This window comes from Aureimonas sp. ME7 (assembly GCF_903970965.1).
In the GTDB taxonomy this organism is placed as follows: domain Bacteria; phylum Pseudomonadota; class Alphaproteobacteria; order Rhizobiales; family Rhizobiaceae; genus Aureimonas.
On record NZ_CAJCKW010000002.1, the window covers coordinates 332109 to 357697 of the forward strand.

The window sequence follows — 25589 nt, forward strand, 5'->3', positions numbered from 1 at the left end:
CCTCGTCCAGCGGCTCTCGATCCCTTGCAGCGTTTCGCCGACCTTCTCGACCGCCTCGTCCTGACCCCGTCGCGCAACGGCAAGCTGCGGCTGATGGCGGACTATTTCCGCGCGGTGCCCGATCCCGAGCGCGGCTACGCGCTGGCCGCGATCACGGGCGAGCTCGACATCCGCTCCGTGAAGCCCGCGATGCTGCGCGGCCTGATGGCCGAGCGGATGGACGAGGTCCTGTTCGGCTATTCCTACGACTATGTCGGCGATCTCGCGGAAACCATCGCGCTCGTCTGGCCCTCCCCCCACGACGGCGAGCTTCGCGGACGCAACGACGTGCCGACGCTGGCGGAGGTTCTGAACGAACTCGATGCCGCGACACGGACCGAAGGCCCGAAGTTGGTGGAAGGCTGGCTCGACAAACTGGATTCGTCGGGGCGCTACGCGCTTTTGAAGCTGGTCACGGGAAGCCTGCGCATCGGCGTGTCCTCGCGTCTCGCCAAGCAGGCATTGGCCGATTTTGGACAGAAGGACATCGTCGAGATCGAGGAGCTGTGGCATGGGCTGAGGGCGCCCTACGAAGAGCTTTTCGCCTGGCTGGAGGGAACCGCCGAAAAGCCAGTGTCGGCTGCCGCTTCCCCCTTTCGCCCGGTCATGCTGTCCCAGCCGCTCGAGGCCCCGGACTATGAGCGGATCAGCGCCGAGGACTATGCCGCCGAATGGAAGTGGGACGGCATCCGCGTCCAGGCGACGGTGGAGTGCGGCGTGAAGCGCCTGTATTCACGAACCGGCGACGACGTTTCGGGCGCCTTCCCGGATCTTCTGGATTACATGACGTTCGAAGGCTCGCTCGACGGCGAACTCCTGGTGGCGCGCCCGGCCTCGCCTAAATCTTCCAAGCCGGAGGTGCACCCCCATCAGGGCGCGGTGCGCGACGACATCGTCGTCGGCACCTTTTCCGACCTCCAGCAGCGCCTCAACCGCAAGACGGTGTCGGCCGCCGTGCTGAAGAAGCATCCGGTCTTTCTTCGCACCTATGACCTCCTGCAGGACGGGGCCGAGGATCTGCGCGCCCTGCCCTTCCGCGAGCGCCGGGAGCGGTTGGACCGGTTCGTGGAAAAGCTGGAGCCGAGCCGCTTCGACATCTCGCCCTTCGTACCCTTCTCCAACTTCGATACGCTGTCGCGCCTGCGCGCCGACCCGCCCCATCCGGTGATCGAAGGCCTGATGCTGAAGCGATGGGATTCGGCCTATGTGCCGGGCCGCCCGAAGGGGCCCTGGTTCAAGTGGAAGCAGGACCCGCACCTGATCGACGCCGTCCTGATGTATGCCCAGCGCGGGCATGGGAAACGGTCGAGCTTCTACTCCGACTACACGTTCGGCGTCTGGACCGGGCCGGACGACGCGCCCGAACTCGTACCCGTTGGCAAGGCCTATTTCGGCTTCACCGACGAGGAGTTGAAGCAGCTCGACAAATACATCCGCGACAACACGATCAGCCGTTTCGGCCCCGTCCGCTCGGTGCGCGCGGAGCCCGATCACGGGCTGGTGCTTGAGGTGGCGTTCGAGGGGCTCGCGCGGTCCACCCGTCACAAGTCGGGGGTCGCGATGCGTTTTCCCCGCGTGTCCCGCCTTCGCTGGGACAAGCCGGCGGCGGAGGCGGACCGGCTGGAAACCTTGCAGGCGATGATCGCGACCTGACGAGCGCCTTTGCGTTCATACCTATGGCCGTCCGCCCGCTTGCATCGCCACAATCGGCCCTCTACCTCCAAGCGGTTCGAAACGGAGCAGAGACATATGGCCGATCGCGTGACGAGTTTCCTGGGCGGCTCTCCCTTGTCGGTCGTCGTCCGGCTTCTGGTGATCTCGCTGCTGGTCGGAATCCTTCTGTCCTGGTTCGACCTGCGCCCCTACGACCTGATCGACTGGTCCGTCGACTTCGTTCGCTGGGCCTGGGTCAGCGTCTTCGGCTCGCTGAACCGCGCGGTGGAATACGTGCTTCTGGGCGCGGCGATTGTGGTGCCGGTGTTCCTGATCTCGCGGCTGATGAAGAGCAGCCGCTGATCAGGCGGCGCCGGAAAGGGTGCGCACGAAGCGGATGGTGCGCGGGTCCGCCGGATGGCGGAACACCGCGTCGGGCGAGCCTTGCTCTACGATGACGCCGTCCTGCAGGAACACGACCTGATGCGCCATGCGGCTGGCAAGGCGCAGGTCGTGAGTGGCGATCAGCATCGTCGTGCCCTCACCCGCCAACTGCCCCAGAACCTCCACCACCTCGGCCGAGAGCTCCGGGTCGAGCGCCGACGTCGGCTCGTCGCAGAGGAGGAGCTTGGGCGACGAGGCCAGCGCGCGTGCGATCGCCACGCGCTGCTGCTGACCGCCCGAAAGCGTCGCGGGCCAAGCGTCCGCCTTGTCGGCGAGGCCGACCTTGTCCAGAAGTTCGAGCGCGCGCCGACGGGCCCTGTCTGCCGGCCAGCGTAAAACGGTCACCAGACCCTCTGCGACGTTGTCGGCCGCCGTCCGGTGCGGAAAGAGCTGGAAGTTCTGGAACACCATCCCGGTGACTCTGCGGACGGCGAGGATGCTCTTCTGATCCAGCCGCTTCGCATCGAAGGATAGGGACAGTCCGTCGAGGTCGAGGCGCCCGGCTTCGGGAATCTCGAGGAGGTTGACGCAACGCAGAAGCGTGCTCTTGCCGCTCCCCGACGGCCCGATCAATGCGGTCACGCGGCCGAGCGGCACGTCGAGATCGACGCCGCGAAGCACCGGGTTGGTCCCGAACGTCTTATGGATGCCGGTGAGGCGGATCACGCGCGGTTCTCCAGGAAGCCGCCATAGGAGGCGAACCGCCGTTCCAGCCTCGCCTGAACAGCCGAAAGAACGGACGAGAACACGAGATAAAGAAGCGCCGCCTCGATATAAAGGATCAGGGGTTCGTAGGTGACGGCGACGATCCGCTGGGCCTGCTGGAACAGCTCGGGCACGGTGATCGCGGCGGCGAGCGAGGTGTCCTTCACCAACGAGATGAACGAGTTCGACAGAGGGGGAACGGCGACTCTCACCGCCTGCGGAACGATCGTGCGCCGCATGGCCTGGCCCCTCGTCATGCCGATCGCATAGGCCGCTTCCCACTGCCCCTTGGGAATGGAGGACAAAGCGGCGCGGATGATTTCAGACGTGTAGGCTCCAACGCTGAGCGAAAACCCGATCAAGGCGGCCGGGAAGGCATCGATCAAAATGCCGACGCTTGGTAGCCCATAGAAGATCACGAAAAGCTGGACGAGGAGCGGTGTTCCACGAATGAACCAGACGTAGAACCGCGCGACGGCAGCGATCGGGCCGGGCGCGAAAAGGCGCACCACGGCGGTCAGGAAGCCGAGCGTGATGCCGATCGCGAAGGACAGGATCGCGAGCGGAATGGTGAAGACGATCCCCGCCCGCAGAAGCGGCCAAAGGGAATCGAGCATGAGCTGGAGAAACGGCGGCAAGGCGATGGCGGTCCTGTCGAAGCGGGAAGCGGCCGGCGGGCCGCCTCCCTCAAGCCTGTCGCAACCGGCTTACTTCGAGACGTCCGCGCCGAAATACTTCTGCGAGATCGTCTGATAGGTACCGTCCGCCTTGATCTCGGCCAGGGCCTTGTTGATCGCGGCGACGAGATCGGGATTGTCCTTCTGGACGATGACGCCGGAGGCGGAAGCTTCGTCCTCGCTCGCTACGATGGCGACCGGCGCGTCGGGCTTCTGCTTCTTGAAGTCCAGGAACGACAGATTGTCGTTGATCGTCGCGTCCGCGCGGCCCGTCAGCACGAGCTGGATCGACTGGTCGAAACCGTCCGTTCCCACCAGCGTGGCGCCCGACGCCTCGGCGAGCTTGCCGAAGTTCGACGTCAGCGATTGGGCCGAACGCTTGCCCTTCAGATCCGCGAAGGACTTGATGTCGGAATTGCCGTCCTTGGTGATCAGCACGGCCTTGGAGACGATGTAGGGATCGGAAAAGTCGAAGCGCGCCTTGCGCTCCTCGGTGATGCCGACCTGATTGATCACGGCGTCGTAGCGGTCCGCGGCGAGCCCTGCGATCAGCCCGTCCCACTTGCCTTCGACGAACACCGGCTCGACGCCGAGCTTACGGGCGATCGCCTCGCCGATCTCGACATCGAAGCCGACGAGCTTGCCCGATGCATCATGGAACGTGAACGGCGCATAAGTGCCCTCCGTGCCGATCCGCAAAGCCTTGGCGGACTGGATGTCCTGCAGGCTGCCGGCGAGCGCGCTTCCGGCGGCCAGGGCGAAGGTCAGGGTGAGAAGCGAACGGCGGAGCATGGAGAGAAACCTTACAGGTGAATTCGGGTGTGCCTAAGATCTAAGCGTTCAAGCGCATCTTCAAGGAATGCCATCGCGTCGTTGGCGGGGTGCGCAGCAAATCGTCCCGTCGAATAGGTCGATCAGTCACCTTCGTTCGAGTTGGCCTGGATACAAAGCGCCGGCCCGAATGTTCTCTCGCCGAACGATCGACACACGAGGACATACGGATTGCCATGCTTCGCTCTCTTCTGATCGGCCTTGTCGCGGGCCAGCGCGCGATGACGCCCCTTGCCGTCGTTGCGGGCGCTGCGCGACAAAACACTTTACCGCCCGGTCCGTTGGCGGATCTCCTGCGGCTTCCCGTCGTCACGGGTGGTGCCGTCGCTCTGGCGGCAGCGGAAATGGCGGGTGACAAGATGCGCACCGCACCGGACCGGACGGTCGTGGCAGGGCTCCTGGCGCGGACCCTGACGGCTGCCTTCGCCGGCGCGTCGCTCGCGCCGCGCGAACAGCGGATGGAAGGCGCCGCGCTCGCCATCGCCGCCGCCTTCGGCTCGTCCTTCGTGGGGCTTGCCCTGCGCAAGAAGGCCATGGCGCGACACGGCCAGGTGCCGACCGGTTTCGCCGAGGATGCGATCGTCCTTCTGGCGGGGGCAGCCATCGTCGGCCTCATCGGCCCCCGGCCACGCGATGGAAGGCGTCCCGCGCTACGGGGCTGAGGTCGCCTTCGTCAGTTCGCCGAGCCCGCGGGCGTCGCACCCGTGGTCACGGTGCCGCCGGGTGTCGCCGACGGGGTTTCTCCGTCGCGGCTCGAAAAGAACATGAAGTAAAGGACCGCGATCACGATGACGGCCGTCACGATCGCCCATAGCGATCCCGACTTGCGGTTGAGCGGCTTGTCGAACTTGGTCATCGGCAAACTCCTGGATCGTCGCGGCAGCGGCAAGGCCGCTGCACCTCACATAGGATGCCCTTCGCCGATATCCCGGCCCGGACAGGAGATCCGATATAACGACCGGGTGAGCCCTGGCGCCCGGACGAGGATCGGAACGCTCAAACCTGCGTTCTCCAAGGGAGACGGAAGTGGGGTGAAGGAGCCGGGAATGATGTCGAACGCGACGCCTAAATCGGTCGAGGACCACGATGAGGTCGAGGAAGCGCAACTCAAGCATCAGTTCGCCGATGTCGAAAACGATCTCGTCGACGTCGAGACGTTCACCGAGAAGCGCCCGGAGGACGATCTGGACGAGACCAGCGCGGGCGGGCTCCAATACCCGCCCGACGTGAAGACCAGCGGTGGCGGCGAGGAATCGAAATGACCGTCGAGACGGAAATCCGAAAAGCCATCGTCGAGGAACTCAAGCGGCAGGCGGAGAACAGCGGCTCGTCGCTGCGTGTCGAAGCGTCCCCCGACCTCGTAACCATCCACGGGCCGGTCAACCTCGACGATCTCGTGATGGTGGTGATGGGCTCCGTTGCCGGGGGGCCATGACGTCCAAGGCCCGCCGTCACGATCGCTCGGCGGACCTTGCTTGGTCGGTGAGATGTCAGCGCAGGCGTCGACCGATGGCCGATGCCAACCCGAGCACGCCGACCCCGATCAGACCTAGCACCGCAGCGTCTCGCTGGCGGCTGGTGACGTAGGTTTCGCGCGAGGAGAGCGCCCGGTCGGTGAACGGGCCATCGATCTGCGCGGACCCCTTGCCGGGCTCGAACAGGTTGCCCTCCAACTCGTCGATCCGCTCGTCCGACAGCTGGCCTTCCCAGCCGGAGCGCGCCTGAACGTCGCCGATGTTGGGCCAGATCCGCTGAAGCACGCTGGCCAGAATCGAGGTGCGGCCGACCCAGATGTCGCGGCGCGGGTTCGTCGCGCCGAAATGGATCGCATTGGCGCACAGGCGCGGATCGTAGACCGGATCGGGCGCGATCTGCCGCCGTCCCATGTGGTTGCGGGCCCAGCCGCCGAACTGCGGCGTGTTCACCGCCGGCAGGAATACCGACACCAGTTGGACCGCGCTGCCCTGATGCCCGAGTTCGCTGCGCAGCGCGTTGGTATAGCCGATCGCCGCCGCCTTCGCTCCGGCATAGGCAGACTGGAGCGGGAAGGCGCGAATACCCAGAACCGAATTGATCTGCACCACCGTGCCCCGGTTGCGCCCGCGCATGTGGCGCAGCGCCGCCAGCGTTCCGAACACCTGTCCGTGGTAGGTCACGTCGGTGACACGGCGATATTCCTCGGCCGAGATCTTGTCCGCCGGGGCGACCACGGTCGCCATCGCGTTGTTGACCCAGGCCTCGATCGGGCCGAGCTCGCTCTCGAAGCGATCGGCCGCCGCGTCCACCGCCCTCTGGTCGGCGACATCCGCCGCGATGCCGAGTGCCTTGACGCCGAAGCGGGCAAGCCTTTCCTCCACCTCGCGCAGACGTTCCTCGCCCCGCGCCAGGATGCCAACGTTCCAGCCGTCGCGCGCGAACTTCTCCGCCGTCGCCAACCCGATTCCGGCCGTACCGCCGGTGATCACCACCGTTCTCGTCATCGTCGTCCTTCTCGAACCTATTCCGCCACGGGGGCCATATCGGGTCGGGAAGGCGGCCAAGCCGAATTTGGTTGCCGACCAAGGGTGCGAATACGCTGCGGTGCGACAACGCTTCGCGGCAGGCGACCCATCGGCTATGGGTCTTTCCGACGCGAGCGAGGATCCCCCGACATGGCCTTCAAGACACCCGCCGAGACCGCAGCCGAGGCCCGGATCGCCAAGGCCGGATGGAAGCGAGACAAGAAGACCGGCCTTTGGAAGTGCTTTCGCGACCCGCGCCGTGGCGAAACCTTCTCCGGCACGGCCGTGGAACTCGCCCGCCAGCTCGATGCCGGATCGACGGCGAGCTAGACGGACCATCGCGGGGTCAAGCACGGGGTCTCGCTGTTGCCGCTCCAACGCGGCGCTTCCCGATGCAACCGCCGGCCCGGTTCGCGCGTAATCGTTTCGAAGGGCGCCCGAGAGTTTGGAGCCGCCTGCCCGCAGTGGATGGGAACGAGACGATGAGCACGACGCTGGACGAAGACCGGGTCCGCCAGAAGGCGCACGAGTTGTGGGAAGCCGAGGGACGGCCGGAGGGCCGGTCCGCTCAGCATTGGGCCGAAGCTCGTGAGATCGTTGCCCTTCGCGACAGCTACGGCACGACCCTGCGGGACGTTTCGGAAACCGAGGACGTTCCCGTCGAGCCGGCCATTGCCTTCGAAAACCAGGGCGAGTTCCCCGGCATGACCGACATGGGCGAAGGAGCGCGCGGCCCGAGCTGGCAAGCGGCGCGCGAGACGATCGGCGCCAACGACGATGCCGACACGGACAACACCGTTCCGTCCCAGGGCGGCAAGCCCTGAACCGATCAGCGAAGGAGCCCATCATGGTCAAGGATTTTCCGGAGCAGCGCTCCCCCAACGATCGGCAGCGCAGCGAATTTGCCGAAACCGCCGATCTGTCGCCCGCCGACCGCGCGCTTCTGGAAAGCGCGACGGCGGAAGCCGAGCGGGACGCCGCAGACCGGCAGCCCGGCACTCTGGCCGACGACGACGATGTCCGGTCCGACATCCGGGCTGAGCCGCTGAGCGAGATCACTGCCCCGCTTCCCGGCACGGGCTACGACGAGAACGACGACGGTCTCGCCGATCAGGACGAGGCAGTCCGCCAACAGGGGGAAGATCGCGTCGCGGGAAGCCGGGAAGAGCTCGACTTCAAAGCCTAAAGCTCTCCTGCGCGGTGCCGTCTTCCCGGGCGCCGCGCGCCACGATCCGTAGCGCGTCGTTCGCCAGCGGCCGTTGCAGTGCCTTGGCTTCCGGCCAAGGAGCATGCAGCCAGATTTCCATTTCGTCCGCCGTCGTCAGGATCACCGGCATGGCCTTGGGATGAATGGCAGCGACCACCGCGTTCGGTTCCGTCGTCAGGAATCCGTAGGCATCGACGCTCACCTCGCCCTCGGACCTCTTTCGGGTGCTGGTCCACGGTGTCCAAAGTCCGGCAAAAGCGAGAGGTGGGCGATCCTCGCTCGCGGCGAACCAGACCGGCACCTTCTTGCCCTTTTCGTCCCCCTCGTATTCGCTGAAGGCGTTGAACGGTACGAGGCAGCGGTGCTCCGTCCCCAGCCATCGGCGCCAATGCGAGCTGGTGGTGTTGCGGATATTGGTGACGCCCGGATCCGTGGTTCGGTTCTTCAACGCGAACTGCGGCGAGGGCATACCCCACCGCGCCAGCGCCAGTTCGACCTCGCCGTCGCGCATCCGCGCGATCGGCGCCGCCTGATCGGGAAACACCGAGGGCATGGCGGCGAGATTGCCGACGATGTCTCGCGTCGCCTTCAGGAACTCACGCAAGGCCGATTGCGGCGTGGTGATCGAGTAGAGATTGCACATGTCGGCTTCCGCATTCGGTTCGCTGTTGGGACACGATATCGCCCGCACCGTTCAACGATCCAGAACTGGTTTCGTCGGAGCCCCGGACTAGAATGCTAAGGGGTGCTTGCATCCGCACCCGATTCCCATAGATCGGCCTTTCCCATGCATCAGGACGGACTTCCTCCGCTTCGTCGGCGCCTCGCCTTCGCGACGATCGGGATGGCGCTTTTCGTCGCGGTTCTCGACGGAACGGTGGCCAACGTCGCGCTTCCCCCGATCACGCGCGATCTCGACATTTCGCCGCTCGACGCGATCTGGATCGTCAACGGCTACCAGCTCGCCGTGACGGTGCTGCTCCTGCCGCTGGCCCGGCTCGGCGAGATCGTAGGCTATCGAAAGGTCTATCTGTCCGGCCTCGTGGTGTTTACGCTCGCCTCGCTCTTGTGCGCCCTTTCGCACACGCTTCCCATGCTGATCGCGGCGCGCGTTCTTCAGGGCGCGGGCGCGGCGGGCATCATGAGCGTCAACATCGCCTTGGTGCGCTTCATCTTTCCCGCCTCGCGACTAGGCCGTGCCGTGGGGCGGGTCGCCATCATCGTCGGCGTGTCCTCAGCCGCCGGCCCGTCGATCGCCGGTGCTGTCCTGTCGGTGTCGTCCTGGCAGACGCTGTTTCTACTCAATGTCCCGGTCGGGATCCTGGCGATCGTCGCCGGCTCGAAGACGCTGCCGGCAACGCCCTTGTCCGACCAGCGCTTCCATTGGGGAAGCGCCATCATGAGTGCGGCGACGTTCGGCCTGACGATCTCGGGTATCAACGGCATCGGCCATTCGGAAGGGCTCGTCTGGTCGCTCGGGCTGATCGCCGCCGGGCTCGTCGTCGGCACCGTATTCGTGCGCAGCCAGTTGCGCATGGACGAGCCGATGCTGCCCGTCGACCTTCTTCGCAGGCCCATTTTCGCGCTGTCGGCGACGACCTCCGTCTGCTCCTTCGCGGCACAAGGAATCGCTTTCGTAACCCTTCCCTTCCTTCTCCACGACGAACTCGGACGCTCGGCCGCCCAGACCGGCGTCCTACTGACGCCTTGGCCCATCGCGACCGCGATCGCTGCGGCGATTTCGGGCCGCCTCGCCGACCGGTTCAACCCAGGCTACCTTTCAGCCATCGGACTCGGACTTTTCGCGGCGGGCCTGGTTTCGCTGGCGCTTCTTCCGCAGGCGCCCTCGGATGCGGACCTGATCTGGCGTCTGGTGCTGGCGGGTTTCGGGTTCGGTCTGTTCCAGACTCCCAACAACAAGGTCCTGATCTCCAGCGCCCCGCGCGAGCGGAGCGGCGGGGCGAGCGGTATCCAGTCCACCGCGCGGCTGGTCGGACAGTCCACCGGCGTCGCGTTCGTCGCGGTCATCCTCGGCCTTGTGTCCAGCCATCCCTTGAGCGTATCGCTCGCCCTTGCCGCCGCGCTGGCGGCCGGCGGCATCCTACCGAGCGCGCTTCGGCGCTACGACCCGAACGCGCACGTATCCGCTCCGCAAGCGGAGCGAGCCGCCTCGGCGGCGGACGCCTGAGGACGGGCGTTCGCGATTCCTTATCGGGTGAAGTGGCAGAACCTTGCGGGACGAATCTTCGCGCCGCGGGGTGGCCATGAACATCGCGATCGTCGGCTGCGGTTTCGTTGCCGACTACTACATGACGACGTTGCCGAACCATCCCGAGCTTCGCCTCGTCGGCGCCTTCGACCGCGACCCCGACGCCGCCCGTCGCTTCGCCGCCTTCCACGGCGTTCGCTCGTTCGACAGTCTCGACGATCTACTCGCCAATCCGTCCGTCGAGATGGTGCTGAACCTCACCAATCCGTCGAGCCACTACGCGGTTTCCCGCGCCTGCCTCGAGGGCGGGCGGCACGTGTATTGCGAAAAGCCGTTGGCGATGACGATCGAGGATGCGGGGGACCTCGTCGCGGTCGCAGCCGCACGGAACCTCCAGATCGCATCGGCCCCCTCCTCCGTTCTCGGTGAGACGGCCGAAGCACTCGGCGAAGCGGTTCGGGACGGCCGGATCGGCGACGTGCGCCTCGTCTATGCGGAGATGGAAGACTCGATGGTCTTTCGCGAAAGCTACCGGTCCTGGCGCAGCGCGTCGGGCGCCCCCTGGCCGGCGGAGGACGAGTTCGCCACCGGCTGCACGCTGGAACATGCCGGCTACTACCTCACCTGGCTCTGCGACCTCTTCGGACCCGTCGTCGAAATGACGGCGTTTGCCGCCAAGCTCTTTCCCGACAAGGGAACCGAGCAGGCACCGAGCGAGATCGCTAACGACCTGTCCGTCACCTGCCTGCGCTTCGCAGGCGGGACCGTGGCGCGCCTGACCTGCGGGCTGGCGGCGCCCGTCGACCGGTCGCTCCATCTCGTCGGCACGCAGGGCGTCCTGTCGATCACCGACGGCTGGAACGCGCAGTCGCCGATCTATCTGCGCGACCACGCCGGCCACTGGCAGCCGCGCTGGCGCCTTCTCGGCCGCATCGCGCGACGATTGGAGCGGAACCGCCCGTTTCGCCACTGGTTCGGCCAACGAATCGGGGTGCGCAGGAGCGCGGCGTCGGTCCCCGAAACGTCGTCCCGGATGGACTTCATGCGCGGTCCCGCGCGCATGGCGGATTCGATACGCAGCGGACGCTCGTTTCGCCTCGGCGGCGCCTTCTCGCTCCACGTGACCGAGCTTTCCATCGTCGCGCAGAACGCCGATCGCTTCGCCATGCCCTACCGCCCGCGCTCCCGGTTCGAGCAGCCAGCGTCGGAAACGATCTCGCAAAACGCTTGCACCCTGCCTCGCCACGGCTAGGTTCGCCTTCGAGCCTTGTCGGCGGCCCGGCCGTCCCGAAATCGGATCGTCATGCAGAGCACGTCGCGACCCATCGCCATCCTGGCCAGCGAGACACCCGACGCGGCGGAGGCGGCGGAAACGCTGTCCGCGCTCTACCGGACGGTGCCGCCCGAGGAGGCGGACGTGATCGTCGCGCTCGGCGGCGACGGGTTCATGCTCCAGGTGCTCCATCGCTTCATGGACACGGGAAAGCCGATTTACGGCATGAACAAGGGCACCGTCGGCTTTCTGATGAACGAGTTCCGCGACGGCGGCCTGTCGGATCGCCTCGACCGGGCCGTTGAAACGGTGATCCATCCGCTGGAGATGACGGCGGTGGACGAGGACGGGCTGACGCATTCGGCGCTGGCGATCAACGAGGTGGCGCTGTTCCGCCAGTCCTATCAGGCCGCGCGGCTAAAGATTTCGATCGACGGCCGCACGCGGCTCGAGGAACTCGTGTGCGACGGCGTCCTCGTGGCGACGCCGACGGGCTCCACGGCCTACAATCTTTCGGCGCAGGGGCCGATCATCCCGATCAGCGCGCCGCTTCTCGCGCTCACGCCCGTTAGCGCCTTTCGACCGCGTCGCTGGCGCGGAGCGCTCCTGTCGCGCCATCAGGTCGTGGATATCGAGGTGCTGGAGGCCGGCAAGCGCCCGGTCAACGCCGTGGCCGATCATCGCGAGGTGAAGTCGGTCCGCTCGATCCGCATCTGCGAAGCGGCCAATCTCCGCAGCCTGATCCTGTTCGATCCCGAGCATTCCTGGGACGAGCGAATCCTGGCCGAGCAGTTCCGCTACTGAGCCGATCAGGCGGCGAGATAACGCCCGACCCGGCGCCGACTCGCCTGCGCCTGCGTTTCACCGGCCAAGCGATGGATCAGTCGCGACAGTTCCTCGCTCTGCTCGCCACGCCCCCAGAACGCGACCACGACGCGGTCCATCACCGCCGTCGCGACATCCTCCGGATCGACCTCGTCCTCGCCGGCCATGTCCTTCCAGGCACGAACCGTGGACAGGAGAAGGGGCACGATACCTCCCGGCAGACCGGCGGCGGCAGCCAGCGCCACGAAGGCGGGCTCGCGCGCGTCCGCCACGATGGCGCGGACCCGTCGCTCGGAAAGGCCCGTGAGCCGTGTCAGTGCGGCGGCGAACAGGTCGATCCGCCCCATGCACACGGCGCGAACGAGGATCGCGGCGTTGAGACGCCCGACACCGCGCAGATGCTCCACGAAATCCGCGAGTTCGTTGGCCTCCACCTGTTCGATGACCGAAGCGGTGGCCAGTTCGCGAACGTCCTCGGCCAGCCGGCCGCTGCGCTCCCCACCAAGCACGCAGGCTACCAAGGGTGAAGCGCAAAGGACTTGGCCCAAATGGCCGAGAAGCTCGTCGCGAAGAGCGGAGGGGAGATCGTTCCGGTGCAGCATCCGGTGCCGCATTTCACCATGACCGGCGAAACGCTGGGCGAGCGTTGCGAACGCGTAGGCCTCGATCGTCAACGACTCGTTGGCCATGAGCTCCAGGCATGCCGCTTCGTCGCCCGAACGCACGATTTCGTGGATAGCTTGCGCAGGCAGGCACTCCCTGCGAGCGACCGCGCGGCACAGGACGCCCCGCCCGCTTCGCGAGATCGTCGCAAGATCGACCTCGTTGAGCAGCGGCGAACGGGACACGACCGGAAGCGCCACCTCGTCGATATCCCCCGCAAGCGTGCGAACGAGGGAGCCAGGCACGTTGCGGGCGGCGCAAACGCCTTCGGAGACCGTCCGGCGAACGCGTGGCGACGGATCCGCGGCCGCGACGATCAGGGCTGCTTCCGCCTGCCGGATATCGCCGGGCAGGAACTTGCGGCCGACCACCGCCTCGACCAGCATGGTCACCGCCGCGCAGCGCTCGCTTACCGTCGCGGTCTCGCACCAGGAAACGAAATGTTGTGCCAGCATGACGGAACGGCCCACCCGATGAACGTTGCCGGCCACCGTGCGCGCCAAACCGTTTAGAAAGCGTTCACCACGCTTCTCCACACCTGCTTAACCCCCGTCAGAGCGGCACGTCCTGGCCGTCCTCGCGTTTCGGGCGTCGCATCTGGAAGCCCTCGCCGACGGCCGCATAATCGAGATAGCCGAGGCGCGACAGTGGCTCTGCGAGATCCAGCGCGATCATTCCCTCGCGCAGGATGCTTTCATCGATATGGACGCCGACGACCTCGCCGATGATGACGACCGATTCGCCCTCGCGTCCGTCCAGCCCGACCGGCCGGAACCATTGCGTCAGCCGGCACTCAAGGGCGGCCGGCGCCTCCGCCACGCGGGGTGCCGATACCAGCCGGCACGCCGCTTCCGTCAAACCCGCGATCGCAAACTCGCTGGTCCCGCGCGGGGCGTTGGCCGACGAGCGGTTGACCGCGTTGGCAAGGCGGCGCGTCGCCAGATTGGCGACGAACTCGCCGGTCTCGATCGCCATCGAAGCCGCGTGCTTCATCCCCGACGATGAGAACATCACGAGCTTCGGCTTGTCCGAAATGGCGTTGAAGAAGCTGTAGGGCGCCAGATTCACCGCGCCGTCGCGGGCGCGCGTCGAGATCCAGCCGATCGGGCGCGGCGCGACGATCGCCTTGAACGGATCGTGCGGCAGCCCGTGGTCGTTGGCGGCGGTTTCGTAGAACATCAGTGCGCCACCGGCAGGGGCGCGTCGCTGACGATCGCGGAAAGGTTCGGGCGCGGCCGGTCGCTCGGGGCCTCCGCCGGGGTGCCGATATAGATGAAACCGACGACCTTTTCCTCCGGCGCGATGCCCATCAGGGCCTTGGCGTCCTCGTCATAGGCGACCCATTCGGTGATCCAGTTCGCCGCGAAGCCGCGTGCGTGGGAGGCATGGATCAGGTTCATCGTGGCGGCGCCGGCCGAAAGGACCTGTTCCCATTCGGGGATCTTGAAGTGCGGGCGGGCGGTGGAAACGACCGCGATCACGAGCGGCGCGCGGGTGAAGCGCTGCTCCTCGAAGGTGCGCCGCCCTTCGCTCAAGGCCGCGCCCTCCTTTCGCTCAGCCAAGTCGGCGAGCGCATGCCCGATGGCGGGCGCCGCATCACCGCGAAACAGGACGAAACGCCAGGGCGCCAGCTTGCCGTGGTCGGGAACGCGCGAGGCCGCCGTCAAGATCTCGGTCAGCTGATCCTGCGAAGGCCCCGGCTCGCGCAGCGCCGGGATGGCGACGGATCGGCGGGTGGCCAGCAGGGTCTGTGCGTCGGTCATGTCTTCGGATTCCTCTTGGCGTCTTACATGCGTGCTAGCCGATGTGGGAGCGCCTCGCCAACATGTCGACACCCGATCCGGGCAAGGCGCCTTGAAATGAACGAGGGAATGTCTTTCATGGCCGTCCGGGACCGAAGGCGGGAGACCATCCATTGAGCGAGAACGCCCTTCGAATCGCCCTTCTTCTCGGCGCTCTCTCTGTCTCCGGCCCGAGCCTTGGGCAGGACGCGGCGCCAATGGGCGGGAGGGACGACGCGGGACCGGGCGCCTATGCCTCGCCTTCCGCCATCCCGCAGGACCCGAACTCGCGCGACATCGGCATGGCGCCGTCGGGCGCGCTCCGCAAGCTGGAGCCGATCCAGCTGCCCGAGCGCCCGGTCGGGCCCCTCGGGCCCGAGCTCGATCTTCCCAACATTCCCGGTTTCGCGGCCCAGCCCGCGCCGCGCCTCGACCTGTCCCGCCCCACCGAGAATCTTCGGCTGAAGGCGACTCTCGGCAAGGACGGTCCCGAAATTCCCTCCGATCTCGTGTGGCGACTGTTTTCCCCCCTTCCCGGCCCGGACGGCAAGCTTCCGGTGATCGCCATGGCGAAGGGCGGCCAAGCCGTGTTCGACGTGCCGAAGGGGAACTACCTCCTCCATGTGGGCTTCGGCCGGGCGGGAATGACCAAGCGCATCAGTTTCAGCGGCAAGGAAACGCACGAGACCGTCGTGGTGGAAGCGGGCGGCCTTCGGCTCCACGCCAACAACCCGAACGACAAGACCATCCCGCCGGACAAACTGACCTTCGAGGTCTATAGCGACGCCAAGGACGGCAGCGAGCGGCGACTGATCGCGGCCGACGTCAAACCGGGCAAGGTGGTGCGACTGAACGCGGGGGACTATCAGGTCGTGTCGCGATACGGCTCGGTGAACGCCGTCGCGCGCTCCGAAATTCGCGTCGAGTCCGGCAAGATCACCGACGCGACGCTGCGCCAGCGCGCGGCGGAGGTGACGATGAAACTGGTGCGGGAGCCGGGCGGCGAGGCGCTTGCCGACACCGCGTGGTCGGTGACTTCGGACCAAGGCGATATGATCCGCGAAAGCGTCGGAGCCTTCGCATCCATGGTCCTGTCGGAAGGCAACTACATCCTCGTCGCCAAGAACAAGGACCGCATCTTCCAGCGCCAGGTCACGGTGGAGCCGGGCGCGGACGAGGAGGTCGAGGTTCTGACCAGCGACCTCCTCGATCCGAACAACCCGGAAGTCGGGACGGGCGACTAGCAGCCGGCGCCCCTGCGAGCGCCGGCTTCAATACTCAGTCAGGCCGCGAGCCCGGCGTCGCCCTTGCGGGTCCGCTTGAGATCGGGGGCCACCGCCTCGTCGTTCAGCATTGCCAGCGCATCCGTAAGGCTCAGGCTTTCCTGGTCGCGCGAGCCGAGGCGGCGCACGTTCACCGAGCGCTCCTCCGCTTCCCGCTTGCCGCAAACGAGGATTACTGGAACCTTGGCGAGCGAGTGTTCGCGGACCTTGTAGTTGATCTTCTCGTTGCGAAGGTCCGTCTCGACCCGCAGGCCGGCGGCCGAAAGCCGTGCGGCGACCTCTCGCGCGTAGTCGTCCGCTTCCGAGACGATCGTCGTCACCACGACCTGAACCGGAGCCAGCCAGAGCGGGAAATGGCCGGCGAAGTTCTCGATCAGGATGCCGAGGAAGCGCTCCATCGAGCCGCAGATGGCACGGTGGATCATCACCGGCACCTTCTTCTCGCTCGACGCGTCGATATAGAACGCGCCGAAGCGCTCCGGCAGGTTGAAGTCCACCTGCGTCGTGCCGCACTGCCATTCGCGGCCGATCGCGTCCCGGAGCGTGTATTCGAACTTCGGCCCGTAGAACGCGCCCTCGCCAGGGTTGATGCCGGTCTTGATGCGCCCGCCCGACTGCGCCTCGATCTCTCCCAGAACCTTGGTCATCACCTCTTCGGCGTGGTCCCAGAGCGCGTCGGAGCCGACGCGCTTCTCAGGCCGCGTCGAGAGCTTGACGACGATCTCCCCGAAGCCGAAGTCCTCGTAGACCGAAAGGATCAGGTCGTTGATCTTCAGGCACTCGGCGGCCATCTGCTCTTCCGTGCAGAAGACGTGGGCGTCGTCCTGCGTGAAGCCGCGCACGCGCATGAGGCCATGCATGGCGCCGGACGGCTCATAGCGATGAACGGTACCGAATTCGGCATAGCGGATCGGAAGTTCGCGGTAGGACTTCAGCCCGTGCTTGAAGATCATCACGTGGCCGGGGCAGTTCATGGGTTTGAGCGCGAAGATGCGCTTGTCCTCCGCCTCGTCCCCTGCCGACTGCACCTGGAACATGTTCTCGCGGTACCAGCCCCAGTGGCCGGACGTTTCCCAAAGCGACTTGTCGAGAACCTGCGGAGCGTTGACCTCGGCATAGTCGCCGCGCAGACGACGACGCATGTAGGATACGAGGTCGTGGAACAGCGACCAGCCCTTCGGGTGCCAGAAGACGACGCCCGGCCCTTCCTCCTGAAAGTGGAAGAGGTCCATCTCGCGGCCCAAGCGACGGTGGTCGCGCTTCTCGGCCTCCTCCAGCATGTGGAGGTAGGACTTCAGCTGGTCCGGCGTCGCCCAGGCCGTGCCATAGATGCGCGTCAGCATCGGGTTGTTCGAATCGCCGCGCCAATAGGCGCCCGCGACCTTCATCAGCTTGAAGGCTTCGCCGACCTGACCCGTCGAAGCCATGTGCGGGCCACGGCACAGGTCGAACCAGTCGCCCTGCCGGTAGATCTTGAGATCCTGACCCTCGGGGATCGCGTCCACGAGCTGGACCTTGTAGGTCTCGCCCTTCTCGCCGAACACGCGGCGCGCCTCGTCGCGCGACCAGACTTCCTTGGTGAAGGCCGCGTTGCGCCGGATGATCTCCAGCATCTTCTTCTCGATGACCGGCAGGTCGTCGGGCGTGAAGGGCGTTTCCTTGGCGAAATCGTAGTAGAAGCCGTTCTCGATGACCGGCCCGATCGTGACCTGCGTTCCCGGCCAGAGCTCCTGCACGGCCTCGGCCATGACGTGGGCGGCATCATGCCGGATCAGTTCCAGCGCGCGCGGATCGTCCCGTGTCAGGATCTCGAGCCGTCCGGCCCGTCCGACCGCGTCGGACAGGTCGCGCACCTCGCCGTCGAGCGCATAGGCGATCGCCTTCTTGGCGAGAGACTTCGAGATACCGGCGGCGATCTCGGCACCGGTGGCGTTCGGCTCGTAGGAGCGCACGGAATTGTCGGGAAACGTCACATCGATCATGGGAACTGTCCTTTTGGCGCTCACCCCCGCCTACCATGCGGGAAAGCTCGGTCGAACGGGCGTCGTCCCGCCCGAAGGCGCGACTTCTACCATCGCCGGGAAAGGACGCAAGGCGAGGCGAACGCGGACCCGTCAGTGCCGATGCGGGTGGGTCTTCTCGGGCACGGGATCGAGCCCGCCGCGCCCGAACGGGCCGCATCGTGCGACACGCGCAGCGCTCAGCCAACTCCCGCGCCAAAGCCCATGGCGGGCGATCGCCTCGTAGGCATATTCCGAGCAAGTCGGCACGTGGCGGCAATGGCCGCCGACGAGCGGCGAGAAGGTCAGCTGGTAGAGGCGAACGAGACCGGTGCCGAAAAGGCGCCCGGGCGTGCGACGCCACGGCCCTCGGTAGTTCCGATCAAGCGAGGGCCCGCCCGTCATGCCGGAACGCGGGCGCCCTCCTCCGCCTTGGCCAGCGCTTCCACCACGGCGTCGAAGGTCAGGAGCGTCGAGGCATGGCGCGCCTTGTGGGCGCGAACCGGCTCCAGGAAGCGCAGGTCCGCGAACCGCCCTTCGGGTGCCGGCCCCTTTTCCTTCAACATGCGCACCATCGCCTCGCGAACGGCGCGCAGCTCCTCTGCGGACGCGCCGACGACGTTCTGGGCCATCACGGAGGACGAGGCCTGGCCGAGCGCGCAGGCCCGGACCTCGTGCGCGAAGTCCACGACCACGCCGTTCTCCACCATGAGATCGACGATCACCGTCGAGCCGCACAGCTTGGAATGGGCCTTGGCGGTTCCGTGCGGCGCGGGAAGGCGCCCGATACGCGGGATGTTGCCGGCCAGATCGAGGATTCTGTTGTTGTAGAGATCGTCGATCATCACATGCTCTTCGAAAGGTGCGTTGCGAAAAGGGCAACCTACAAAGCCGCGTCGGCACCGCGTATATAGGATCGCAGATCCGGGCTCGTAAGGCTGCCCGCATCACGATACGAGCTGCAAGCATCTTGACGTCGATGTAACTCTATAACATCAACACGCCTCGCCCGTCGCCGATCGGCGGTCCACGCTGGCGCATACGCTTCGACCGAAGGTTCATCATGGACGCCACCATCCGCAAGATCGCCCCGGCTGCGCATTCCGAGCCCGTCCAGCGGCCGACGCGCGAAGACGCCGAGGCCGCCGTGGAAACGCTGCTGCGCTGGATCGGCGAGGACCCGACGCGCGAGGGGCTGATCGATACGCCGCGCCGCGTCGTGAAGGCGTACGAGGAAATCTACGGCGGCTACGAGCAGCAGCCCGCCGACGTCCTGTCGCGCACCTTCGAGGAGGTCGCGGGCTACGACGAGATGGTGCTCCTGCGCAACATCGACTTCACCTCGCATTGCGAGCACCACATGGTGCCGATCATCGGCAAGGCGCATGTGGCCTATATTCCCGACGGCCGCGTGCTCGGCCTGTCCAAGGTGCCGCGCGTCGTCGAGATCTTCGCCCGGCGTCTCCAGACGCAGGAAAAGCTGACCGAGCAGATCGCGGCCGTGATCGACGGCGCGCTGACGCCCAAGGGCGTCGCCGTGATGCTGGAAGCCGAGCATATGTGCATGTCCATGCGCGGCATCCGCACCAAGGGGTCGACCACCGTGACGACCTCCTTCTACGGCGCCTTCCGCAACGACCGCGCCGAGCAGGCCCGCTTCCTCGCCATGGTCGGGGCGAAGTGAGCGCAGCGAATTTTCCGGCGCCCGGCGACAAGGCAGCGCTGGAGGAAGGCGCGATGCTCACCCCGCGCTTCGACGCGGCGGGCCTCGTCACGGCGGTGGTGACGGACGAAGCCTCGGGTACGCTCCTGATGGTCGCGCACATGAACGCCGAGGCTCTGGATCTGACGATCCGGACCGGCATCGCCCATTACTGGAGCCGCTCGCGCTCAGTGCTTTGGAAGAAGGGCGAAACGTCCGGCGCCCTTCAAACGGTGCGGGAAATGCGGGTCGACTGCGATCAGGACGCCGTGTGGATCAAGGTCGCAGTCGCCAAGCCGGAGGACACCTGCCACACCCACCGCCCGACCTGCTTCTACCGAAGCGTCGAGCTTGGGCAAGGCGGCGGCGCGCTGCGCCAGGACTGACGACGGCTTTCTTGCGACGCGACATATCTTGTGTCCGCGTTCATCCTGTTTGTGAGTGGAGCGGAAACCCGCCTGCCCCATCCTTCTCGCTAGGGACCGGCACGCGGGGTGCAGGACATGATGCTGGATCGGGTTTTCAGGCGGGGCAACCGCGTGACGATCATGGGCGGGGGCGAGACGGTGTCGATCGGTGCCGGCGCACCCCGTCGCCGGCCGCGACGCGGCATCGCGCTGGCACTCGGCGGGGGTGCCGCGCGCGGCTGGGCTCATATCGGCGTCCTGCGGGCGCTGGACGAGGCGGAGGTGCCGATCTCGATGATCGCCGGCACATCGATCGGCGCGCTGGTCGGCGGCTGCTACCTCGGCGGGCGGCTCGACGAGCTGGAAGATTTCGCCCTGTCGCTGACGCGGCGCGGCATCATGCGCTTTCTCGACTTCCGCCTCGGCGGCGCCGGCTTGATCGGCGGCATGCGCCTGAACGCCCGGCTGGTCGAGCAGTTGCGCAACGTCCGCATCGAAGACCTCGACCGACCCTTCGTCGCGGTGGCGACGGAAGCGCGCCATGGTCACGAGGTTTGGCTGGACTCCGGAGCGCTGGTCCTGGCCATGCGCGCGTCCTACGCGGTGCCCGGCGTGTTCCATCCGGTGGAGTGCGGCGGCCGTCGCCTCTTCGACGGAGCCCTCGTGAACCCCGTTCCGGTCTCGGTCTGCCGCGCCTACGAACAGCCGCTGGTGGTGGCGGTGAACCTGCACTACGACCTGTTCGGCCGCGCCGCCGTCCTGCGCATGCGCGCCGAGGCGAGCGACCCGGCCGGTGCGCATGTCGACGCCCTGGCCGATCCGCTGCTGGGTGAGCGTCTCGCAGCCGAAACGCCGCGCGACAAGGTCGGCGTCGCCCGGTCGGTGGTGGACGCCTTCAACATCATCCAGGACCGCATCTCGCGCTCGCGCCTCGCCGGCGACCCGCCGGATCTTTCGATCCACCCTCGCGTGCGCGACATCGGCCTTCCGGAATTCTACCGGGCCAAGGAATGCATCGCCTTCGGCTACGAGGAGACGATGCGCGCCATGCCGGAAATCCATCGCCTGCAGGAATGTCTGCCGCCCGCCTGACCGCCGGCGCGTCTTCAGCCCGCGGCGGTGTGGATGTAGTTGCGCATCTCCTCGGCTTCCTGTTCCACCGCTTCGATCCGCCGTTTCACGACGTCGCCGATCGACACGATGCCGACGAGCCGACCCTCCTCGCAGACCGGCAGATGGCGGAAGCGCCCGCGCGTCATCACCTCCAGCGCCTCGTCCACCGTGGTGTCCTCGTCGGCCGTGGTGACGTTGCGCGTCATCGCCTCGCCGACCGAACCCGCGAGACTGTCCGTTCCGCCCTCGGCCAGGAGACGCACGATGTCGCGCTCGGAAAGAATGCCGGCGACGGCTCGATCGCCGGCCGTCGCCACCAGTGCGCCGATGTGCCGCTCCGCCAGAAGGGCGACGGCTTCGGCGATCGTGGCGCCCGGATCGATCTCGACCACGTCGCGCCCCTTGGCTTCCAGAATCTGGCGTATGCTCATCGGGGCCTCCTCCCGCCGCTGTTCACGCGACCATGGTGCGACGAAGCGGAGAAGGCTGCAACCGGCGCCTTCAGTTCACCCCGATCGGGTGCTGACGGCGCGGATCGAACGCGGCAAAGGCGAGGAAGCCGAACAGGAAGCCCCCGACATGCGCCTCCCAGGCGATCGCCCCCGCTTCGCCGAAGAGGTAGCCGCTGCCCGATCCGAGCGCGAAGTTGGTCGCGAAGAAGACGATCGTGAAGAACAGGACGGTGCGGTCCGTTAGGCTGCGCGCGATCGACAAACGAGGCGCGAAGGCGACGTCGCCTCGCCCGCCCATGCCGCTCGAGCCGATGGCGAAGCGCGCCGCCCCCCCCATCAGGGCGGAAACGACGCCGGACGCCCCGATCATCGGCTGGATCAACGCTGGGTTGAGCGCGTAGAACATGGCGGCCCCGGCGATCGCCCCGACCGCGCAGAAGAGGAGAAACCGCCCGTTCCCCAGCCGGCGGGCGACAGGCGTGCCGAAGGCCAGCATCCACACCCCATTGGTGACGAGATGCGTCCAGTCGCCGTGCAGGAACGCGTGGGTCAGCGGCGAGGCAACGGGGGCGAAGGCCTCGCGGAGCTGGCAGAGATCCTCGGCCGATCCATAGCACCCCGCGAAGAAGCCGAAGTTCAGAAGCACGAAGGCCGAGCCGAAATCCGAAAGCCAGCTCGAACGCACCCAATGCACGATCACCAGCCCCGCCAGAAGCACGAGAACCACCGTCGGCACGTTGAACGCGGGGACGCGGGGCCGGGGCGGCGGCGGCGCCATGCGAGGCTGGGGGTCGAGAGACAAGGGCGATCTCCTGTTGGCATGCCCGTTCTATCGCCCACCCCCCGATACGCAATGCGCAACGGCCGATGCATGTGGTTTTCGATCCGTTTCAATCGAGCTTCCGCGCAAAGGGCTCGTTAACGGTTTGTCCGTATTTTATACAACCGAAACGCGACGGCTTGAGAGACGATGCTGAACACCCTGCCCTCCGTTCCCGCCGTCACCGACGACCGCCGCCGCTACAAGCGCGTGCGGATCGATCTGCTCGGCCGGTTCATGCTGGAGGATCAGCGCGAGTTCCCCTGCCGCGTCGAGAACATGTCGCCGGGAGATGTCGCCGTCATCACGCCGGTCGAGCCGCGGGACGGCGAGCGGGTAATTCTCTACGCCGACCAGATCGGCCGCTTGGAGGGCTCGGTGGTCCGCAACTTCAACGGCGGTTTCGCGATGGTCCTCCAGGCGACGGAGCGCAAGCGCCAGAAACTCGCGGCTCAGCTTGTCTGGCTGGCGAACCGATCCGAACTCGCCCTTCCCGAGGATCGACGCCACGAGCGCATTCAGCCGCGTAACCCCGTCATCCGCATGGTGCTCGACGACGGACGCGCCTATGAGGTCCGCATCATCGATCTGTCCCTGTCCGGCGCTGCGGTGCATTGCGCCGTGCGTCCGGCGATCGGAACTGGCCTCGTCCTCGGCACGATGCGCGGGCGCGTCGTGCGCCAGATCGAGGATGGCGTGGCGATCGAATTCGCTTCGCTGCAAACGCGCGAGTCGCTCGATCAACAGCTCGGCTGAGCCCTTAGCCGCTCATATTTTTCCCCGCGTCTGTGGATAGCGGGGAGTATTTTTCTCCCCATCGTCGCCACCTGCCGGAGCCTGTTAGGGTCTCGTTCATCCTTTATTAAGGAGTGAGGCAAGCGTGCTGCGTTCAGACCCTTCTTCCCGAGCCGCAATCCTTAACGGACGGGCCGTCCTTTCGTTAACGCGCCTTCGCCCTGCCGCCACCGCCGAGGGTTCCCGGTATCGCCGCCCTTCACGAAGGTGGACGCGTGCCGGCCATGCTTACCGGATCGTGGAGGGATCCAAGCTTTCCTTAAGCGAGTTCGTTCAGGCGGAGGAAAGTACAAGGTCTGAACAATTCGACGATCAGTTGATGAAAATCCGCGCCTCGCGATTGGAAGCGAAGTAAATCCGGCCTGCGATTGTCACCGCATCACGGCTGGAGACCGATCGTGCTGATTTCGAATCGCCTGACGACATTGCTGGTTGGCTTCGCGCTCGCTCTTCTTGGAGCCGGGTCGGCGCAGGCGCAGATGGTCTTGCGCGGGGCGACCTCGCAGCCGGTCGGCCACTACGAATTCTGCCGGTCCTACCCCGAGACCTGCGGGCCGAACAAGCAGATCGGCTTGATCCAGATGACGGATCGGAACTGGCAGTCGATCATCGAGGTCAACAACGTCGTCAATGAAGGCATCATCCCGCGCACCGACATGGAGATGCACGGCGTCGCCGAGCTGTGGTCCTACCCGTCCATCGAGGGGGACTGCGAGGACTTCGCACTCCTGAAGCAGTACATGCTGGAGCGCCAAGGCTTTCCGCGCTCGGCGCTTCTGATGACCGTGGTGCGCCAGCCCAACGGCGAAGGCCACGCGGTGTTGACCGTGCGCACCAATCGTGGCGACATCGTTCTCGACAATCTCGACAAGCGCGCGCTCGACTGGACGCTGACGCCCTATCGCTATCTCAAGCGCCAGTCGGAGGCCAATTCCGCCAAGTGGGTGGCCATCGAGGACGGGCGCGATACCCTGGTCGGCAGCGTGCGCTGATCGGGTTGGCCCATCGGACGAAAAAAAGGCCGGCGATCCGCCGGCCTTTTTCATGTTCGCCTTCAGCTATTCCGGCTGTTCCAGATCGTAGTCCAGAACGGTGATGGTCACGTGATAGGAGGTTTCGCCCTCGTCCGTGTCCTTGCCGATCGTGCCGATGAAGTCCTCGCCGACATAGACCTCGGCCGTATCCTTCTTGCGCGGCATCGCCTTGACCTGGATGCCGGAGGTCTTGAACGTCCGGTTCAGATAGGCCTCGAGCTTGCGGATTTCGTCAGGCTTCACGGGGTTTTCTCTCCGTTGGGGCGCGGGCGCGCCGTAGAAGTCGGGGCGCGGCCGATCATTCGGCGCGCGTGAATTTCTGGTCCATCGAGCGCGCAGGCTCGGCGCAGCCTGAACCGCCGACGATCCTCGCGGGAACGCCAGCCACCGTCGAGTGGGGCGGAACCTCGGCCAGCACCACGGAGCCGGAGGCGATCTTGGAGCAGTCGCCCACCTTGATGTTGCCGAGGATCTTGGCACCCGCGCCGATCAGCACGCCGTTTCCGATCTTGGGATGGCGATCGCCGAACTCCTTGCCGGTGCCGCCGAGCGTCACATCCTGCAGGATCGACACGTTGTCGCCGATCGCCGCGGTGAAGCCGACCACGAGCCCGGTGGCGTGGTCGAGGAAGATGCCCCGACCCATGCGAGCGGCCGGGTGGATATCGGTCTGGAAGACCGACGACGAGCGTGACTGGAGATAGAGCGCGAAATCCTTGCGCCCGCCATGCCAGAGCCAATGCGCCAGCCGGTGCGTCTGGATGGCGTGGAAGCCTTTGAAGTACAGGAGGGGCTCGATGTAGCGCTCGCAGGCCGGATCGCGATCGAAGACCGCCTGAAGATCGATCCGCAGGACGCCGCCCCAATCGGCGCGCGAGGCCGCCATCTCTTCGAAGGCGCGCTCGATATGGCAGGCCGGAAGGTCGGCATGGTCGAGACGTTGGCCGATGCGATGGGCGAGCGCCGCTTCCAGCGTGTCGTGGTTGAGAACCGCCGCGTAGAGGAACCCCGCCATCACGGGCTCGCGTTCGCCAGCCGCCATCGCTTCGTCCCGAACGGCGGTCCAGATCGGGTCCACGGCCGGAATGCGTTCGGCAACAGGCTTGCCCAAGACAGTCATCGTCATTTGCGTCCCGGCTCCTGCAACCTGCGGCGGACAACGAACATAGGAGGGA

At 66.3% G+C, this 25589-nt stretch carries 32 protein-coding genes and 1 pseudogene; 17 read left to right on the forward strand and 16 right to left on the reverse strand.

Annotated features, from left to right (window positions below; translation table 11 throughout):
• Positions 1-24: 24 nt before the first annotated feature.
• A complete protein-coding gene (locus H7A85_RS05040) occupies positions 25-1692 on the forward strand; it encodes a cisplatin damage response ATP-dependent DNA ligase (protein WP_182084791.1) in 1668 nt (555 codons plus the stop codon).
• Between the two features lie 96 nt (positions 1693-1788).
• Positions 1789-2055, forward strand: a complete 267-nt coding sequence (locus H7A85_RS05045; RefSeq protein ID WP_182084792.1) for a DUF6460 domain-containing protein — start codon at positions 1789-1791, stop codon at positions 2053-2055.
• On the opposite strand, the gene H7A85_RS05050 is transcribed toward H7A85_RS05045, so the two are convergent.
• From H7A85_RS05050 to H7A85_RS05060, 3 genes are all read right to left on the reverse strand, one after another.
• Positions 2056-2802 (reverse strand): amino acid ABC transporter ATP-binding protein, encoded by a 747-nt coding sequence (locus tag H7A85_RS05050; protein ID WP_182084793.1) that lies wholly within the window; start codon positions 2800-2802, stop codon positions 2056-2058.
• The gene (locus H7A85_RS05055; RefSeq protein ID WP_182084794.1) at positions 2799-3479 is read right to left on the reverse strand and encodes an ABC transporter permease subunit; all 681 of its coding nucleotides are present in this window, start codon (positions 3477-3479) and stop codon (positions 2799-2801) included. Before H7A85_RS05055 ends, H7A85_RS05050 begins: the two co-directional genes overlap by 4 nt.
• A 69-nt stretch (positions 3480-3548) precedes the next feature.
• Positions 3549-4310: an amino acid ABC transporter substrate-binding protein gene (locus H7A85_RS05060; protein ID WP_182084795.1), complete on the reverse strand. Its 762-nt coding sequence runs from the start codon at positions 4308-4310 to the stop codon at positions 3549-3551.
• A 215-nt stretch (positions 4311-4525) separates the two neighbouring features.
• On the opposite strand from H7A85_RS05060, the gene H7A85_RS05065 reads away from it, so the two are divergent.
• A complete protein-coding gene (locus H7A85_RS05065) occupies positions 4526-5011 on the forward strand; it encodes a DUF4126 domain-containing protein (RefSeq protein ID WP_182084796.1) in 486 nt (161 codons plus the stop codon).
• 11 nt (positions 5012-5022) lie between these two features.
• Here the strand turns inward: H7A85_RS05065 and H7A85_RS05070 are convergent, their stop codons facing one another.
• Positions 5023-5205 (reverse strand): hypothetical protein, encoded by a 183-nt coding sequence (locus H7A85_RS05070; RefSeq protein ID WP_182084797.1) that lies wholly within the window; start codon positions 5203-5205, stop codon positions 5023-5025.
• 190 nt (positions 5206-5395) lie between these two features.
• Between H7A85_RS05070 and H7A85_RS05075 the strand changes: the two genes are divergently transcribed.
• Together H7A85_RS05075 and H7A85_RS05080 are read left to right on the forward strand one after the other, a co-directional pair.
• Positions 5396-5611 carry a hypothetical protein gene (locus H7A85_RS05075; RefSeq protein ID WP_182084798.1) on the forward strand — a complete coding sequence of 72 codons (216 nt, stop codon included), beginning with the start codon at positions 5396-5398 and terminating at the stop codon, positions 5609-5611.
• Positions 5608-5784 carry a hypothetical protein gene (locus tag H7A85_RS05080; RefSeq protein ID WP_182084799.1) on the forward strand — a complete coding sequence of 59 codons (177 nt, stop codon included), beginning with the start codon at positions 5608-5610 and terminating at the stop codon, positions 5782-5784. The genes H7A85_RS05075 and H7A85_RS05080 overlap by 4 nt, the downstream gene beginning before the upstream one ends.
• Before the next feature lie 55 nt (positions 5785-5839).
• Here H7A85_RS05080 and H7A85_RS05085 read toward each other — a convergent pair whose 3' ends face one another.
• A complete protein-coding gene (locus H7A85_RS05085; RefSeq protein ID WP_182084800.1) occupies positions 5840-6829 on the reverse strand; it encodes an SDR family oxidoreductase in 990 nt (329 codons plus the stop codon).
• A gap of 171 nt (positions 6830-7000) precedes the next feature.
• On the opposite strand from H7A85_RS05085, the gene H7A85_RS05090 reads away from it, so the two are divergent.
• The 3 genes from H7A85_RS05090 (at position 7001) to H7A85_RS05100 (ending at position 8036) form a co-directional block, all read left to right on the forward strand.
• Positions 7001-7180, forward strand: a complete 180-nt coding sequence (locus tag H7A85_RS05090) for a hypothetical protein (RefSeq protein WP_182084801.1) — start codon at positions 7001-7003, stop codon at positions 7178-7180.
• 152 nt (positions 7181-7332) lie between these two features.
• On the forward strand, positions 7333-7674 hold the full coding sequence (locus tag H7A85_RS05095) for a DUF2934 domain-containing protein (protein ID WP_182084802.1): 342 nt from the start codon (positions 7333-7335) through the stop codon (positions 7672-7674).
• A 23-nt stretch (positions 7675-7697) separates the two neighbouring features.
• Positions 7698-8036: a hypothetical protein gene (locus H7A85_RS05100; RefSeq protein ID WP_182084803.1), complete on the forward strand. Its 339-nt coding sequence runs from the start codon at positions 7698-7700 to the stop codon at positions 8034-8036.
• Here H7A85_RS05100 and H7A85_RS05105 read toward each other — a convergent pair.
• Positions 8026-8700 (reverse strand): SOS response-associated peptidase, encoded by a 675-nt coding sequence (locus tag H7A85_RS05105; RefSeq protein WP_182084804.1) that lies wholly within the window; start codon positions 8698-8700, stop codon positions 8026-8028. The genes H7A85_RS05100 and H7A85_RS05105 overlap by 11 nt on opposite strands.
• A gap of 201 nt (positions 8701-8901) precedes the next feature.
• On the opposite strand from H7A85_RS05105, the gene H7A85_RS05110 reads away from it, so the two are divergent.
• From H7A85_RS05110 to H7A85_RS05120, 3 genes are all read left to right on the forward strand, one after another.
• Positions 8902-10245, forward strand: a complete 1344-nt coding sequence (locus H7A85_RS05110; RefSeq protein WP_244630954.1) for an MFS transporter — start codon at positions 8902-8904, stop codon at positions 10243-10245.
• 76 nt (positions 10246-10321) lie between these two features.
• Positions 10322-11518 (forward strand): Gfo/Idh/MocA family oxidoreductase, encoded by a 1197-nt coding sequence (locus H7A85_RS05115; protein WP_182084806.1) that lies wholly within the window; start codon positions 10322-10324, stop codon positions 11516-11518.
• Positions 11519-11569: 51 nt separating this feature from the next.
• Positions 11570-12343 (forward strand): NAD kinase, encoded by a 774-nt coding sequence (locus H7A85_RS05120; protein WP_182084807.1) that lies wholly within the window; start codon positions 11570-11572, stop codon positions 12341-12343.
• A gap of 5 nt (positions 12344-12348) precedes the next feature.
• On the opposite strand, the gene H7A85_RS05125 is transcribed toward H7A85_RS05120, so the two are convergent.
• From H7A85_RS05125 to H7A85_RS05135, 3 genes are all read right to left on the reverse strand, one after another.
• Positions 12349-13482: a DUF2336 domain-containing protein gene (locus H7A85_RS05125; RefSeq protein WP_182084808.1), complete on the reverse strand. Its 1134-nt coding sequence runs from the start codon at positions 13480-13482 to the stop codon at positions 12349-12351.
• 97 nt (positions 13483-13579) lie between these two features.
• Positions 13580-14206, reverse strand: a complete 627-nt coding sequence (locus H7A85_RS05130; protein WP_182084809.1) for a flavin reductase family protein — start codon at positions 14204-14206, stop codon at positions 13580-13582.
• Positions 14206-14790, reverse strand: a complete 585-nt coding sequence (locus H7A85_RS05135) for a nitroreductase (RefSeq protein WP_182084810.1) — start codon at positions 14788-14790, stop codon at positions 14206-14208. The genes H7A85_RS05130 and H7A85_RS05135 overlap by 1 nt, the downstream gene beginning before the upstream one ends.
• Positions 14791-14942: 152 nt before the next feature.
• Between H7A85_RS05135 and H7A85_RS05140 the strand changes: the two genes are divergently transcribed.
• Positions 14943-16052, forward strand: coding sequence for a hypothetical protein (locus H7A85_RS05140; protein ID WP_182084811.1), 1110 nt, complete (start codon positions 14943-14945; stop codon positions 16050-16052).
• Positions 16053-16090: 38 nt separating this feature from the next.
• On the opposite strand, the gene thrS is transcribed toward H7A85_RS05140, so the two are convergent.
• From thrS to H7A85_RS05155, 3 genes and pseudogenes are all read right to left on the reverse strand, one after another.
• The gene (gene thrS, locus H7A85_RS05145; RefSeq protein ID WP_182084812.1) at positions 16091-18073 is read right to left on the reverse strand and encodes a threonine--tRNA ligase; all 1983 of its coding nucleotides are present in this window, start codon (positions 18071-18073) and stop codon (positions 16091-16093) included.
• 153 nt (positions 18074-18226) lie between these two features.
• Positions 18227-18496: pseudogene (gene yidD, locus H7A85_RS05150) on the reverse strand (membrane protein insertion efficiency factor YidD); the annotation flags it as partial.
• Positions 18493-18936 (reverse strand): iron-sulfur cluster assembly scaffold protein, encoded by a 444-nt coding sequence (locus tag H7A85_RS05155; RefSeq protein WP_182084814.1) that lies wholly within the window; start codon positions 18934-18936, stop codon positions 18493-18495. The gene H7A85_RS05155 and the pseudogene yidD, both read right to left, overlap by 4 nt.
• 218 nt (positions 18937-19154) lie before the next feature.
• On the opposite strand from H7A85_RS05155, the gene folE reads away from it, so the two are divergent.
• The 3 genes from folE (at position 19155) to H7A85_RS05170 (ending at position 21292) form a co-directional block, all read left to right on the forward strand.
• A complete protein-coding gene (gene folE / locus H7A85_RS05160; RefSeq protein ID WP_182084815.1) occupies positions 19155-19775 on the forward strand; it encodes a GTP cyclohydrolase I FolE in 621 nt (206 codons plus the stop codon).
• Positions 19772-20179, forward strand: coding sequence for a phosphoribosyl-AMP cyclohydrolase (hisI, locus tag H7A85_RS05165; RefSeq protein ID WP_182084816.1), 408 nt, complete (start codon positions 19772-19774; stop codon positions 20177-20179). The genes folE and hisI overlap by 4 nt, the downstream gene beginning before the upstream one ends.
• A gap of 162 nt (positions 20180-20341) precedes the next feature.
• Positions 20342-21292: a patatin-like phospholipase family protein gene (locus H7A85_RS05170; RefSeq protein ID WP_244630999.1), complete on the forward strand. Its 951-nt coding sequence runs from the start codon at positions 20342-20344 to the stop codon at positions 21290-21292.
• 14 nt (positions 21293-21306) lie between these two features.
• On the opposite strand, the gene H7A85_RS05175 is transcribed toward H7A85_RS05170, so the two are convergent.
• On the reverse strand, positions 21307-21744 hold the full coding sequence (locus H7A85_RS05175; protein WP_182084817.1) for a CBS domain-containing protein: 438 nt from the start codon (positions 21742-21744) through the stop codon (positions 21307-21309).
• A 70-nt stretch (positions 21745-21814) separates the two neighbouring features.
• Positions 21815-22567: a rhomboid family intramembrane serine protease gene (locus H7A85_RS05180; protein ID WP_244630955.1), complete on the reverse strand. Its 753-nt coding sequence runs from the start codon at positions 22565-22567 to the stop codon at positions 21815-21817.
• Between the two features lie 168 nt (positions 22568-22735).
• Here H7A85_RS05180 and H7A85_RS05185 point away from each other — a divergent pair, with 168 nt between their 5' ends.
• Together H7A85_RS05185 and H7A85_RS05190 are read left to right on the forward strand one after the other, a co-directional pair.
• Complete coding sequence (locus H7A85_RS05185; RefSeq protein ID WP_182084818.1) at positions 22736-23341, forward strand: PilZ domain-containing protein; 606 nt, start codon at positions 22736-22738, stop codon at positions 23339-23341.
• A 437-nt stretch (positions 23342-23778) separates the two neighbouring features.
• Positions 23779-24372 carry a transglutaminase-like cysteine peptidase gene (locus H7A85_RS05190; RefSeq protein ID WP_244630957.1) on the forward strand — a complete coding sequence of 198 codons (594 nt, stop codon included), beginning with the start codon at positions 23779-23781 and terminating at the stop codon, positions 24370-24372.
• A gap of 66 nt (positions 24373-24438) precedes the next feature.
• Here H7A85_RS05190 and H7A85_RS05195 read toward each other — a convergent pair whose 3' ends face one another.
• Positions 24439-24657, reverse strand: coding sequence for a DUF3126 family protein (locus tag H7A85_RS05195; RefSeq protein WP_182084819.1), 219 nt, complete (start codon positions 24655-24657; stop codon positions 24439-24441).
• Positions 24658-24712: 55 nt separating this feature from the next.
• A complete protein-coding gene (cysE, locus tag H7A85_RS05200; RefSeq protein ID WP_182085081.1) occupies positions 24713-25534 on the reverse strand; it encodes a serine O-acetyltransferase in 822 nt (273 codons plus the stop codon).
• Between the last annotated feature and the right edge of the window lie 55 nt (positions 25535-25589).